This is a genomic window from Streptococcus suis, from assembly GCA_002831545.1.
GTDB lineage: Bacteria > Bacillota > Bacilli > Lactobacillales > Streptococcaceae > Streptococcus > Streptococcus suis_P.
On sequence record CP025095.1, the window covers coordinates 553,802 to 567,188 of the forward strand.

The window sequence follows — 13,387 nt, forward strand, 5'->3', positions numbered from 1 at the left end:
ATGAATTTTCAAAAGAATAAGGATGCTATCTTTTCAGCAGTGGCAAAAGCTGCTGAAAAGGCAGGTCGTCCGAGTGAATCAGTAAAGGTAATAGCTGTCACCAAATATGTTGACAGCTCTATTGCTAATCAGCTAGTGAATACTGGGATTACCCATATTGGAGAAAATCGAGTCGATAAGTTCTTAGAAAAGTATAGTGCCCTAGCAGACAAACAATTGACATGGCATTTGATAGGGACTTTACAGAGAAGAAAGGTCAAGGACATTATTCCATTTGTTGATTATTTCCACGCCCTAGACTCTGTCAAACTAGCTCAGGAAATAGATAAACGTGCGACTAAAATAGTCAAGTGTTTCCTCCAAGTCAACGTTTCCGGTGAGGAGAGTAAGCATGGCTTTGCAGTATCTGAGATTGATGCGGCACTTGCTGAAATTAGTTTATTGGAGAACATTGAACTTGTTGGATTGATGACGATGGCACCGATTGATGCTACAGATGATGAATTAGATGAGATCTTTTCTAAAATGCAGGAAATCCAAGAAGAACTAGCTACAAGGAACTTACCACGTATGCCCTTTACAGAGTTAAGTATGGGAATGAGTGGGGACTTTGAACGCGCCATTGCTCACGGAGCTACATATGTGAGAATTGGCTCAGCATTCTTTGAATAATGGAGAGGAGGAAAATATGGCATTAAAAGATACATTTAAGAACTTATTTAATTACTTTGAAGTTGACGAAGTCAATGAAGTTGAAGAACAGGCAGATGCCTATTCAATGCCTAATGATCGTCCTAAAATGCGTGTTGCCAATACCACTACAGTTGCACCTGTGCGCGGACAGCAGCCAAAAGTAGAGACGCGTCGGGAAGCACGTTCAGAAAGTCAACTTCAACGCCTACATGAAAGGCAGCAAGAATTGATGACTAATAATAACGAAAAAGAGATTGTCAAAACTACAATTGATATTAAGTTTCCAAAACGTTATGAAGATGCACCAGAGATGGTAAATCTTTTATTAGATAATGCGAGTATTCTCATTGATTTTCAATATATGTCGGAGCAACAAGCTAGACGTTGCCTAGACTACTTGGATGGTGCTCGTTCAGTATTATCTGGAAATTTGAAAAAGGTCTCAAATACCATGTGGCTGTTAACTCCAGTAAATGTCACAGTCAATATTGAAGAATTGCGCAATGCTGGAACAACTACTGGTGTGGCTGATTCAAATTTTGACTTTGATATAAAACGGTAACGCTATGCAAATTTTGATTTTTTTACTATTAAAAATTGTAGAAATTTATTCCTATCTCTTATTGGCATACGCTTTGCTAAGTTGGTTTCCTAGCCTATACACAAGCTCGATTGGACGTTTGATTCAATGGCTGGTAGCACCGATTTTAAAACCCTTTAGGCGATTTAATCTGCAATTTATGGGGTTGGATTGGACCGTAATGGCAGCCATGATTGCGCTTAATATGGGAACACGCTTCTTGGTTCAATTATTGCTCCTGTTAGCATAGTTATGAAAAATGACAAAAACTTATTGCAACATTTTTCTAGGGAAGAAAGAGAGTTTGTAGAGAAAATAATGGATATGTGTCAGCAAGTTGAAGATACGTATTCATACAGATTAACTCAGTTTTTACATCCTAGACAAGATGAAATTGTATGCAAAATTGCTAACTACTACCAGTTACAAACATTTTCTAGTCGGGACTTTGTTTCGACTGAACATTCGCGGGTTATTATTGCCCCGGCTTATTATGAGTTGGACATCAAGGACTTTGAGTTAACTGCTCTTCATTTGTCCTATGCTAGAAAATTTCACACCTTATCCCATTCACAAGTTCTTGGAACTTTTCTCAATCAACTAGGGATTAAAAGGGAGTATTTGGGTGATATTTTGATTGATGATGAACGATTGATTGTCTTTATCGATCAGAAATTTGGGCAGATTGCCTTACAATCTATCACTAAAGTTGCTCGTGTCCCTGTTAAGGGAAAGGAAGAAGAATGGACGACTGTTCGATTACCGATTGGACAGGAATGGCGTTCAAAGGATGTGTTGGTTTCCAGTATGAGATTGGATAAATTGATTTCGGTCGCATTTAATCTTTCAAGGGCAACTGCAAATAAGTTGATTGAGGCTGGACATGTGAAGTTGGATTATGTTCTGACAGAACAAACCAGTAAATTAGTTGAAATAGGGCAATTAATTAGTGTTAGGAGATATGGTAGAGTTCGCCTAAATGAATTTTTAGGTTTTTCTAAGCAAGGGAAGATAAAATTAAAGTTAGACATTGTTAAAACTTAGGAGGAAAGATGGCACTTACAGCATTAGAATTAAAAGATAAAACCTTTGCTACAAAATTTAGAGGATACGACGCAGATGAAGTTGATGACTTTTTGGACATTGTAACACGTGATTATGAGGATTTAATTCGTAAAAATCATGACCAAGAGTTAGAATTGAAAAATTTGCGGGAACGTTTGGCTTATTTTGATGAGATGAAAGAATCATTGAGTAAATCAGTTCTTTTAGCTCAAGATACAGCTGAGAAAGTAAAGGTTGCGGCCGAAGATCAAGCGGTAAATATTATTAAACAAGCTGACTATGATGCGGCAACATTGTTACATGAAGCTAAAGATAAGGCAAATGAAATTCTTCGTAATGCGACTGACAACGCGAAAAAAGTTGTCATTGAGACTGAAGAATTAAAAAACAAGACACGTATTTTCCATCAGCGTCTGAAATCAACAGTAGAAAGCCAATTATCATTGGTTAATTCATCTGAATGGGAGGAAATCCTCCGCCCAACAGCAAGTTACATTCAAACAAGTGACGAAGCCTTTCGTGATGTTCTTCATAAGGCTTTGGATGAAGAATTACCTGTTGAAGAAGAAAGTTTGGATTATACACGTCAATTGACACCAGAAGAAATTGCAGAATTAACTCGTCAGGCAGTGGCTTTTGAGAGTGGAGAGTCTGTAGAAATTTCAATAGAAGAATAATAAAGATCATAAGCAGAGACACGGTCGGTAGAAATATTTATAGCGAGTAGGAGATGGTGGAAGCCCTACAATCTCTTTCTATGGATCATCACTTTGTTTGATTTTTCCTGAAAATAGTAAGGAAAGACGCCCGTTCACGTTACGAACATAGAGGGATAGGGGAAACTCTATCTAAACTAAGGTGGTACCACGAACTTTCGTCCTTATTTGGCGGGAGTTTTTTTATATTTTTTATGATACGATTAGAATTAGTAAACAAGGACAACTTTGAAGCAGTGTTACAAGTTCAACTTGCACCTGAGGACCAACGCCGAGTAGCATCGGTTGAATATTCTTTAGCTCAGGCATGGCTCTATCGGGAGGAGGGACATCTGCTTCCTTATGCTGTCAAATCAGGGCAGAGAATCGTAGGTTTTGTATTGTTGTCTATACAAGAAGACAAGAGCTACTATGTGTGGCGTTTGTTAATAGACAGACATTATCAAAATAGAGGCTATGGTAAGGAAGTCATCCGACAAGTGATTGGTCTGGCTAAGGAAGATCCAAGTTGCCACACAATTACCATGAATTATGTAATCGGCAATCATAAAATGAGGTACATTTTAGAAAAACTTGGTTTTCAATCCGTTGGTTTAGAAGGTCAAGAAATGAAAATGGAATTAATTATAAGATAAAGGAGTTATGATGAAACTAAAAGAAACACTCAATTTAGGTAAGACAGCCTTCCCAATGCGTGCAGGTTTGCCAACTCGTGAGCCAGAATGGCAAAAAGCTTGGGATGAAGCAAACTTGTATGCTCGTCGTCAAGAACTCAACGCAGGCAAGCCAGCCTTCCACCTACACGATGGCCCTCCATACGCAAACGGAAATATCCACGTTGGACATGCTTTGAACAAGATTTCTAAAGATATTATCGTTCGCTCTAAGTCAATGTCTGGTTTCCGTGCTCCATTCGTACCAGGTTGGGATACACACGGCCTTCCTATTGAGCAAGTCTTGGCAAAACAAGGTGTTAAACGCAAGGAAATGGACCTAGTTGAATATCTTGAAATGTGTCGTGATTATGCTCTTAGCCAAGTTGACAAGCAACGTGATGATTTTAAACGCTTGGGTGTTTCTGCAGACTGGGAAAATCCATATATCACCTTGACTAAAGACTACGAAGCAGCTCAAATCCGTGTCTTCGGTGCTATGGCAGACAAGGGCTATATCTACCGCGGTGCTAAGCCTGTTTATTGGTCATGGTCATCTGAGTCTGCCCTTGCAGAAGCTGAAATCGAATACCACGACATTGACTCAACATCTCTCTACTATGCTAACAAGGTCAAAGATGGCAAGGGGCTCTTGGATACGGATAGCTACATTGTTGTCTGGACAACCACTCCATTTACGGTAACGGCTTCTCGCGGTTTGACAATGGGAGCAGACATTGACTATGTCTTGGTTCAACCTGCTGGCTCTGACCGTAAGTATGTCTTGGCAGAAGCCTTGGTTGATAGCTTGGCAGCCAAATTCGGTTGGGAATCCTTCGAAGTGATTTCAAAACACAAGGGTGCTGAGTTTGAATATATTGTGACCGAACACCCATGGGATAGAGAAGTGGATGAATTGGTCATCTTGGGTGACCATGTTACAACGGATTCAGGTACTGGTATCGTCCATACGGCTCCAGGCTTTGGTGAGGATGACTACAATGTCGGCGTCAAATATAACTTGGAAGTTGCGGTAACTGTCAACGAGCGTGGCTTGATGAATGAAGCTGCGGGTCCTGATTTTGAAGGGCAATTCTATGACAAGGTTGTACCAACGGTTAAGGAAAAATTAGGCGACTTGCTCCTTGCTAGTGAAGTGATTAATCACTCCTACCCATTTGACTGGAGAACCAAGAAGCCAATCATCTGGCGTGCGGTACCGCAATGGTTTGCCTCTGTTTCCAAATTCCGTCAGGAAATCTTGGACCAAATCGAAGCAACAACTTTCAATCCATCTTGGGGTAAAACGCGTCTTTACAACATGATCCGTGACCGTGGTGACTGGGTCATCTCTCGTCAACGTGCTTGGGGTGTGCCACTCCCTATCTTCTATGCAGAAGATGGTACAGCGATTATGACCAAGGAAGTGACAGACCACGTTGCAGCTCTCTTTGAAGAACATGGTTCTATCATCTGGTGGAAATCTGAAGCCAAAGATCTTTTGCCAGCTGGTTTCACTCATCCAGGTTCACCAAATGGCGAATTTACCAAAGAAACAGACATCATGGACGTATGGTTTGACTCTGGTTCATCTTGGAATGGTGTCATGAACGCTCGTGAAAACCTTGCCTACCCAGCAGACCTCTACCTTGAAGGTTCAGACCAATACCGTGGCTGGTTTAACTCATCCTTGATTACCTCTGTAGCCGTAAATGGTCATGCGCCATATAAAGCTGTCTTGTCACAAGGTTTTGTCTTAGATGGCAAAGGTATGAAGATGTCTAAATCTCTAGGAAATACCATTCTACCAAGTGATGTTGAGAAACAATTTGGTGCAGAAATCTTGCGTCTGTGGGTAACTTCTGTGGATACTTCAAACGACGTACGTGTGTCTATGGATATTCTTGGACAGGTTTCTGAAACCTACCGTAAAATCCGTAATACTCTTCGCTTCTTGATTGCTAACACTTCTGATTTCAATCCTGCAAGTGATGCGGTGGCATACGAAGAACTTCGTTCTGTTGACCAGTATCTCTTGGTGAAATTCAATAAATTGGTAGCTCAAATCCGTCAAGCCTACGACAACTATGACTTCATGGCTATCTACAAGTCTGTCGTAAACTTTGTAACACTTGACTTGTCAGCTTTTTACTTGGATTTTGCCAAGGACGTTGTCTATATCGATGGTGCTAAATCACTTTCTCGTCGTCAGATGCAAACTGTCTTCTATGACATCTTGGTGAAAATTACCAAGCTCTTGACCCCAATCTTGCCACATACAGCAGAAGAAATCTGGTCATACTTGGAACACGAAGCAGAAGAGTTTGTACAATTGGCGGAAATGCCAGAGGTGGAAAACTTTGCTAATGAAGCGCAGCTTTTGGCTGACTGGGAAAACTTTATGAACTTCCGTACTCAAGCACAAAAAGCCTTGGAAGAAGCGCGTAATGAAAAAGTGATTGGTAAGTCACTTGAAGCTCATTTGACTGCCTATGTCTCAGCTGAAACCAAGTCCTTCTTGGAGAGCTTGAATGCAGACCTTGCTCAGTTGCTCATCGTTTCAAACTTGACAGTAACCACGGAAGTAGCTCCTGAAAGTGCTGTTTTGGTAGAAGAAGTTGCCTTTACTGTAGAGCGTGCAAGCGGTGAAGTATGTGACCGTTGCCGCCGTATTGATACTAGTGTTGCAAAGCGCAGCTATGGTGCGACAATCTGTGACCACTGTGCAAGCGTAGTGGAAGAAAACTTTGCTGAAGCAGTAGCTCAAGGTTTTGAAGCCTAAGCAATCACAATACATTTGTTAAAGTCTATCTAGCGATAGGCTTTTTTTTGTAATACTCTTCGAAAATCAAAATTATTCGTTGTCAAGAGCCTTGATGAACTCCAGTTCTATCTTCGGCTTCGTTTCCTAGGCTACTTTTGATATAAATAGAAAAAAAGAAGCCATCTGGATTCTTACAGAACGTAGACAAACTTCTAAAAATATAAAAAATTGAAGAGGTTTGCGAAAGATAGCAAGTTATAGTGGTTTGAATTAGGAAAAGGACAGTTTTAAGTTATAGTGTTAATAACCAACTCCTAAAATAACTTTAGAGTTCTTAAATTGACAAACTTAGATATGTCCTGTTTCTAATTCACTCGACTATATTAAACTCTTAGAACCATTGATATTGCGGTGTTTCTGAGAGTTTTTTATTTTCAACATAAAGAAAAAAGATTGAAGAAAATTGTCCAAAATGGACCTTTTCTTCAATCTGAGAAGCCATCTGGCTTCTTACACTTCTGCGATAATGGGAATAGACATTTCAATCAAACGGTCTGTGTGAATCGTTTGAATGGCAGCCTTGTTAATAGTTCGTTCATCAATTTTTCGATGAAGGAAGAAATCACGAATTTGCTCGATTTCATTTTGTTGTACTGCACGGTATTTATTACTAATCAAGAGTTCATAATGACGGGGTGCCTGTGTGAAAATAACGTCTGTATTACCTGCAGAATAAGTCTCTACTAGGAAAGCATCAGTATTAGCCAACTGGCTTTGGACAAGATTGGGATGACTATTTGTCGTGTTAATGATTTTCATGTGGAACCTCCTCTATCTCTTTGGCTACATTATAGCACGATTAGAGTGTTTTTACTAGTTATTGAATGAATTTTCTTGCAATTTCCATTGTTCAATGCCCCATTTGTGACTACCACGTTTGAGTTTATCGATGGCTTCATTGACTGGGAACCAGGCAATATGGTTGAAATCTTCTAGTGGTTGTCCTATTTGATGGTAGCTAGTTACTTCATAGATGTAGGCTGGATTATAGAAATGGGTATCGCGGTGGCTAGAGTAGAAGTATTCGTCAGCCTGACCAAAGTATTTTCCGATTTCAGCGGTGAATCCAAGCTCTTCCATCAATTCGCGCTCCAAAGCAATGAGGTGATTTTCTCCCTTTTCAATTTCTCCACCAGGAAGAAACCAAGCTCCGTTTGGTGCTTGAACGAGTATAATCTGTTCTTTCTTTTCATCTGGGATAACTGCGTAAACACCAAAGCGACTCTGGTAGCTGACGCCAGCCTTCTTTTCTCCAAATACAGCAATTTTCTCCATAGGCAATTCTATCCTCTTTCATAATTGGAATGAGTTGTATACATTATACCACTTTTTTATTATTTTTCCTTGTGATAGGCTTTACAAAGTAAAGTTTTTTTATAGGATGGAGATGGGGAAAATTTAGAAAAATAGAATATCAAAACAGTAAAATAGGCTACTCGTAGAGAGCAGCTCTATTTTCTTATTTTGTCTTTGTTTGTGCCTTGATTTGAATTGTACCTTTACTTGACATGACAGCACGTAGGTCTTTTTCTGCTGGATGTTCTAAGTAGAAGTCGGTGATAGCATCTTCAATCTGATCTTGGATGGTTCTGCGTAGTGGACGAGCTCCCATCTTTGGATCGTAGCCAAGATCCACTAATTTCTCCTTAACTTTATCTGTTACATGGAGGCTGATGCCATTGTGAGAAAGGCGTTTGTTTACATCGTCTAGCATGAGGCTGACGATTTCAAGTAGGTTTTCCTTGCTCAGTGGTTGGAACTCAATAATACCGTCAAATCGGTTCATAAATTCAGGTGTGAAGAAATTGCTAAGTTGGCCAAGGACTGATTGAGTCCGCCCTTCTATAGCCGCACCAAAACCGACACTTGCTTCAACTTTTCCAGTACCAGCATTTGATGTCATGATGATAATGGTATCTTTGAAGCTGACTGTCCGACCTTGTCCATCTGTCAGACGCCCATCGTCTAAGACCTGAAGGAACATGTGCATGACATCTGGGTGGGCTTTTTCAACTTCGTCAAGGAGGATGAGTGAGTAAGGATTACGACGGACTTTTTCCGTTAGCTGACCGGCTTCCTCGTAGCCTACATAACCTGGAGGGGCACCGACGAGTTTAGCGACAGCGTGTTTTTCCATGTATTCGGACATGTCGAAGCGGATCATGCTGTCAGCCGAACCGAAGAGTTCAATCGCTAGTTGCTTGGACAGCTCTGTTTTACCGACACCGGTTGGTCCGACAAAGAGGAAGGAGCCGATTGGACGATTTGGAGCACCGAGACCGACACGATTACGGCGGATGGCTTTAGCTATCTTGTCAACTGCTTCATCTTGTCCGATAACATGGGCTTTTAAGTCACTAGCGAGGTTCACAAGCTGGGACTGTTCCTTTTCTTTTAAATCACCAACTGGGATATTTGTTTTTTGCTCAACGATGGCCTCAATTTCTTTTTCAGTAATGAGTGGAATATCTTCTTCGCTGATAGTTGCCTTTTGCATCTCCTTGTACTTAGCAATTTGGTCACGGAAATAGGCCGCTTTTTCATAGTCCTCATCCCGTGTAGCTTGTGCTTTCCGATTTTCAGCATCAATCAGGCGTTGGTCAATTTCCTTTGGATCAATAAAGTTGAGGGTCAAATTCATTTTTGAACCAGCTTCATCCAGAAGGTCAATGGCTTTGTCTGGTAGGAAACGGTCTTGAATGTAGCGGTTGGACAGTACTGCGGCCGCTTCGATAGCAGCATCGGAGTATTTAACATGATGGTAATCCTGGTATTTATTTTGGATACCTTTGAGAATAGTAATGGTTTCTTCGACACTTGGTTCTTCAACTTTTACAGGTTGCATACGGCGTTCTAGGGCGGCATCTTTTTCGATAATACGGTACTCGTTGAGCGTTGTTGCACCGACTAGCTGCATTTCACCACGTGCGAGGGCTGGTTTGAGGATATTGCCTGCATCCATGTTACCATCGCCTGCAGAGCCAGCACCGACAATTTCGTGAATCTCGTCAATAAAAAGAATGATTTCGCGACGATTACGGATTTCTTCCATGAGTTTTTGCATGCGTTCTTCAAATTGTCCACGGATACCTGTTCCTTGTACGAGGCTGACAACATCCAGACGAATGACTTCCTTGTCGCGTAATTTCTGTGGGACATCGCCATCGACAATTTTTTGAGCCAAGCCTTCAACAACCGCTGTTTTACCTACACCAGGCTCACCGATAAGAACAGGGTTGTTTTTTGTACGACGGTTGAGAATTTCGATGACACGGGTAATTTCTTGATCGCGACCGATTACTGGATCAATATCCCCACGACGGGCAATTTCGGTAACGTTGATACCAAATTCTTCAAGGAGCCCATTTGGTTGTTGGGGTTGTTGCGGAGGAGGGGTCTGTCCACCACGTCCATTATGCCCACCGGCTTGAGTGGGAGGAGTCTGTTCGCGATTTTTTCCAGCAGGGGTATTGCCAGGATAGCCACCTAGGTGATTGAAGAATTCACTAAAGGGATCCATATTGTTAGGATTTGTTAAATCTCCCAACCCACGTAGGATGGCATTATTAGGGTCTGTTTTCATGATTTGGTAGCAGTTGTGACAGAGGTCTACCTGCTGCTGTTTACCGTTTAAGTTGGTGTAGAGATGGATCGTTGCGTCGTTGATATTACAATTTTTGCAGAGCATAATTCTACCTCTTTCTGTGAAAAAATGTGACCTATTGTTAAATAGTCAAAAAAGGTCAGTTCTAGCTTTATTATAACAAGATTCATAGAAAAATCAAGAAACTGCTACGCTTGGAAAAACTTTCTATGAAAAATAGGACGATAGGAAGAAAATAGGGAAAAAATAAGACTTTTTTGGCAATATGTGGTAAAATATTCCTATAAAAAGGATTAGGAGAACGAATATGGAATCACATTTGGTGAGAATTATCAATCGTCTGGAGGCTATGGCTAATGACGGCGGTACGTTGAAACGTAATTTCGAACGTGATGGTATTGTTGTTGCAGAAGTGGCTTATAGCTATGACGAGGAAAATGGTTCAGTATTTACCTTGCGTGATGTTGCTGCTCGTGAAACGTACGCGTTTGACAGCATCGACTTGATTGCAATGGAAATCTATGAGCTATTGTACTAAGAAGAAGTGAGAGGCACCTAAGGGTGCTTTTTTCTTGTGTAAATTGAATATTATAAACAAAAGTGTTGCATAAATATTCAAAAATGATATAATAGACTCTAAATGACAGAATTGGAGTAAGATGAATGAATTTTTCTTTTTTGCCTGAGTATTGGGCTTATTTTAATTACGGGGCAATTGTTACCCTCATTATTGCATTTTTCTCAGTATTTTTTGGTAGTATTTTAGGTGTGTTGCTTGCCTTTGCTCAGCGTAGTAAGTATAAAGTTTTAGCTTGGACTGCCAATATCTATGTCTGGATTTTCCGTGGGACACCGATGATTGTCCAGATTATGATTGCTTTTGCGATGACACATTTTGTAGCACCAACTTTTCAGCTAGGAATTTTGACGGTTGATTTGACGCGCTTGATTCCAGGTATCATTGTTATTTCGATGAACTCGGGTGCCTATGTATCTGAAACTGTTCGTGCAGGTATTAATGCTGTACCAAAAGGACAGCTGGAAGCAGCTTATTCGCTTGGTATTAGACCAAAGCAGGCGATGCGTTACGTTATCATGCCACAGGCTATCAAGAATATCCTTCCAGCCTTGGGAAATGAATTTGTGACTATTGTTAAGGATAGTTCACTTTTGTCAACCATCGGTGTGATGGAATTATGGAACGGTGCTCAGACAGTTCAATCCACTTCTTATATTCCTTTAACACCACTTGTATTTGCAGCGAGCTATTATCTAATTATGACAACGGTGCTAACAGTGATTATTCAGTCGTTTGAGAAAAAGTTGAACAAGGGAGGGCAGTTCCATGTCTAATGCGATTATTTCTATCAAGGATTTACATAAGTACTTCGGAAAGAATGAGGTTCTAAAAGGAATTGATTTAGATATTCAACAAGGTCAGGTGGTTGTTATTATCGGTCCATCAGGGTCAGGGAAATCGACTTTCTTACGTACAATGAACCTCTTAGAAGTGCCAACCAAGGGAACTGTTACATTTGAAGGTGTTGATATTACTGACAAGTCAAATGATATTTTCAAGATGCGTGAAAAGATGGGAATGGTTTTTCAACAGTTCAATCTTTTTCCAAATATGACGGTATTAGATAATATTACTTTATCACCTATTAAGACAAAGGGAATTGCAAAGGATGAGGCTGAGAAGAAGGCTAAGGAATTACTTGAAAAGGTAGGATTGCCAGATAAGGCGAATGCCTATCCACAAAGTCTTTCAGGTGGTCAGCAACAGCGGATCGCTATTGCACGTGGTCTGGCTATGGACCCAGATGTCCTACTTTTTGATGAACCGACCTCTGCACTAGACCCTGAAATGGTTGGTGAAGTTCTTGCTGTTATGCAGGATTTAGCCAAGTCGGGGATGACCATGGTTATCGTGACTCATGAGATGGGATTTGCGCGTGAGGTAGCTGACAGGGTTATCTTTATGGATGGCGGTGTCATCGTGGAGGATGGAACGCCTGAAGAAGTCTTTGAACATACCAAGGAAGAACGGACCAAGGATTTCTTGTCTAAGGTCTTGTAATATAGTCGAATGAATTAGCTTTCAGACAAGGAACTGAGGCGCAGGCTGTACTAAAGTACGGCAAGTCGAAAGTGACGATGTATCAAAGTTAATTCAAATGACTGTAAATGAACAAATAAGTACGACTCCGACATTGTTCGGAGTTTTTTGCTATATGCTATAGTCTACTTTGTACAAGTATAGTCAGTCGGAGAATTTTAGGGTATAATAGAAAAAACAAAAGGAGTGTAGGTATGACAGTCATTGATGGGAAAGCACTAGGTGTAAAATTGCAGGCTGCCTTGGCGGAGAAAACTGCTCGATTAAAAGAAGAAAAGGGGTTGGTACCAGGTCTTGTAGTTATTTTAGTTGGCGAAAATCCTGCTAGTCAGGTTTATGTACGGAATAAGGAGCGGTCAGCTCTGGCTGCTGGATTCAAGAGTGAGGTTGTTCGCGTTCCAGATACGATTTCTGAGTCAGACTTGTTGGATTTGATTGAGCGCTATAATCAGGATGATGAATGGCATGGTATTTTGGTGCAATTGCCCTTACCAGCCCACATCAGCGAGGAGAAGGTCTTGTTGGCCATTGACCCAGATAAGGATGTGGATGGTTTTCATCCGACTAACATGGGGAAATTTTGGTCAGGTCATCCTGTTATGATTCCATCTACCCCAGCAGGAATTATGGAAATGTTCAAGGAATATCAGATTGAGCTGGAAGGGAAGTCAGCTTTAGTTATTGGTCGTTCTAATATTGTTGGTAAACCGATGGCACAGCTGCTGTTGGATGCCAATGCTACTGTAACGATTGCGCATTCTCGTACCAAAAACTTGCCAGAGCTTGCTCGTCAGGCCGATATTCTTGTTGTTGCCATTGGTCGTGGTCATTTTGTGACCAAGGAATTTGTTAAGCCAGGTGCCGTGGTGATTGATGTTGGTATGAATCGTGATGAAAATGGCAAGCTAATCGGTGATGTCAAATACGATGAGGTATCAGAAGTTGCTAGTCATATTACCCCTGTTCCAGGTGGAGTTGGTCCGATGACCATTACCATGCTCATGGAGCAGACTTACGAGGCTTGTGTCAGAAGTGCAAAATAATTATTTGAAATATCAGCTATGTGGTGTAGCTGGTATTTTTTATTTTGGGAACGGGAAGCCGAAATCAGAGAAGTGGTACTGGGCTTGAGC

At 40.9% G+C, this 13,387-nt stretch carries 14 protein-coding genes; 11 read left to right on the forward strand and 3 right to left on the reverse strand.

The window, feature by feature from the left end:
* The 7 genes from CWM22_02820 (at position 1) to CWM22_02850 (ending at position 6,489) form a co-directional block, all read left to right on the forward strand.
* Positions 1–672 carry a YggS family pyridoxal phosphate-dependent enzyme gene (locus CWM22_02820; protein ID AUC90913.1) on the forward strand — a complete coding sequence of 224 codons (672 nt, stop codon included), beginning with the start codon at positions 1–3 and terminating at the stop codon, positions 670–672.
* A gap of 16 nt (positions 673–688) precedes the next feature.
* The gene (locus tag CWM22_02825; protein ID AUC90914.1) at positions 689–1,255 is read left to right on the forward strand and encodes a DUF552 domain-containing protein; all 567 of its coding nucleotides are present in this window, start codon (positions 689–691) and stop codon (positions 1,253–1,255) included.
* Between the two features lie 4 nt (positions 1,256–1,259).
* Entirely contained in the window at positions 1,260–1,523 is a 264-nt protein-coding gene (locus tag CWM22_02830; GenBank protein ID AUC90915.1) for a YggT family protein, read from the forward strand.
* A 2-nt stretch (positions 1,524–1,525) separates the two neighbouring features.
* Positions 1,526–2,317 carry an RNA-binding protein gene (locus CWM22_02835; protein AUC90916.1) on the forward strand — a complete coding sequence of 264 codons (792 nt, stop codon included), beginning with the start codon at positions 1,526–1,528 and terminating at the stop codon, positions 2,315–2,317.
* Positions 2,318–2,325: 8 nt separating this feature from the next.
* Positions 2,326–3,015, forward strand: a complete 690-nt coding sequence (locus CWM22_02840) for a cell division protein DivIVA (protein ID AUC90917.1) — start codon at positions 2,326–2,328, stop codon at positions 3,013–3,015.
* A 233-nt stretch (positions 3,016–3,248) separates the two neighbouring features.
* On the forward strand, positions 3,249–3,689 hold the full coding sequence (locus CWM22_02845) for an N-acetyltransferase (protein ID AUC90918.1): 441 nt from the start codon (positions 3,249–3,251) through the stop codon (positions 3,687–3,689).
* Positions 3,690–3,699: 10 nt separating this feature from the next.
* Entirely contained in the window at positions 3,700–6,489 is a 2,790-nt protein-coding gene (locus CWM22_02850; GenBank protein ID AUC90919.1) for an isoleucine--tRNA ligase, read from the forward strand.
* Positions 6,490–6,981: 492 nt separating this feature from the next.
* On the opposite strand, the gene CWM22_02855 is transcribed toward CWM22_02850, so the two are convergent.
* From CWM22_02855 to CWM22_02865, 3 genes are all read right to left on the reverse strand, one after another.
* Complete coding sequence (locus CWM22_02855) at positions 6,982–7,290, reverse strand: DUF1827 domain-containing protein (GenBank protein AUC90920.1); 309 nt, start codon at positions 7,288–7,290, stop codon at positions 6,982–6,984.
* Between the two features lie 54 nt (positions 7,291–7,344).
* Positions 7,345–7,812 carry an NUDIX hydrolase gene (locus CWM22_02860; protein AUC90921.1) on the reverse strand — a complete coding sequence of 156 codons (468 nt, stop codon included), beginning with the start codon at positions 7,810–7,812 and terminating at the stop codon, positions 7,345–7,347.
* 178 nt (positions 7,813–7,990) lie between these two features.
* Positions 7,991–10,219, reverse strand: coding sequence for an ATP-dependent Clp protease ATP-binding subunit (locus tag CWM22_02865; protein AUC90922.1), 2,229 nt, complete (start codon positions 10,217–10,219; stop codon positions 7,991–7,993).
* Positions 10,220–10,442: 223 nt separating this feature from the next.
* On the opposite strand from CWM22_02865, the gene CWM22_02870 reads away from it, so the two are divergent.
* The 4 genes from CWM22_02870 to CWM22_02885 all read left to right on the forward strand — a co-directional run bounded on the left by CWM22_02870 (position 10,443) and on the right by CWM22_02885 (position 13,297).
* A complete protein-coding gene (locus tag CWM22_02870) occupies positions 10,443–10,673 on the forward strand; it encodes a DUF1797 domain-containing protein (GenBank protein ID AUC90923.1) in 231 nt (76 codons plus the stop codon).
* 125 nt (positions 10,674–10,798) lie between these two features.
* Positions 10,799–11,488 (forward strand): amino acid ABC transporter permease, encoded by a 690-nt coding sequence (locus tag CWM22_02875; protein ID AUC90924.1) that lies wholly within the window; start codon positions 10,799–10,801, stop codon positions 11,486–11,488.
* The gene (gene glnQ / locus CWM22_02880; GenBank protein ID AUC90925.1) at positions 11,481–12,215 is read left to right on the forward strand and encodes an amino acid ABC transporter ATP-binding protein; all 735 of its coding nucleotides are present in this window, start codon (positions 11,481–11,483) and stop codon (positions 12,213–12,215) included. Before CWM22_02875 ends, glnQ begins: the two co-directional genes overlap by 8 nt.
* Before the next feature lie 233 nt (positions 12,216–12,448).
* A complete protein-coding gene (locus CWM22_02885; GenBank protein ID AUC90926.1) occupies positions 12,449–13,297 on the forward strand; it encodes a bifunctional methylenetetrahydrofolate dehydrogenase/methenyltetrahydrofolate cyclohydrolase in 849 nt (282 codons plus the stop codon).
* The last annotated feature ends 90 nt before the right edge of the window (positions 13,298–13,387 follow it).

Coding starts and splice junctions, on each gene's coding strand:
- CWM22_02820 (AUC90913.1), top strand. CDS start 1: ATGAATTTTCAAAAGAATAAGGATGCTATCTTTTCAGCAGTGGCAAAA.
- CWM22_02825 (AUC90914.1), top strand. CDS start 689: ATGGCATTAAAAGATACATTTAAGAACTTATTTAATTACTTTGAAGTT.
- CWM22_02830 (AUC90915.1), top strand. CDS start 1,260: ATGCAAATTTTGATTTTTTTACTATTAAAAATTGTAGAAATTTATTCC.
- CWM22_02835 (AUC90916.1), top strand. CDS start 1,526: ATGAAAAATGACAAAAACTTATTGCAACATTTTTCTAGGGAAGAAAGA.
- CWM22_02840 (AUC90917.1), top strand. CDS start 2,326: ATGGCACTTACAGCATTAGAATTAAAAGATAAAACCTTTGCTACAAAA.
- CWM22_02845 (AUC90918.1), top strand. CDS start 3,249: ATGATACGATTAGAATTAGTAAACAAGGACAACTTTGAAGCAGTGTTA.
- CWM22_02850 (AUC90919.1), top strand. CDS start 3,700: ATGAAACTAAAAGAAACACTCAATTTAGGTAAGACAGCCTTCCCAATG.
- CWM22_02855 (AUC90920.1), bottom strand. CDS start 7,290: ATGAAAATCATTAACACGACAAATAGTCATCCCAATCTTGTCCAAAGC.
- CWM22_02865 (AUC90922.1), bottom strand. CDS start 10,219: ATGCTCTGCAAAAATTGTAATATCAACGACGCAACGATCCATCTCTAC.
- CWM22_02870 (AUC90923.1), top strand. CDS start 10,443: ATGGAATCACATTTGGTGAGAATTATCAATCGTCTGGAGGCTATGGCT.
- CWM22_02875 (AUC90924.1), top strand. CDS start 10,799: ATGAATTTTTCTTTTTTGCCTGAGTATTGGGCTTATTTTAATTACGGG.
- glnQ (AUC90925.1), top strand. CDS start 11,481: ATGTCTAATGCGATTATTTCTATCAAGGATTTACATAAGTACTTCGGA.
- CWM22_02885 (AUC90926.1), top strand. CDS start 12,449: ATGACAGTCATTGATGGGAAAGCACTAGGTGTAAAATTGCAGGCTGCC.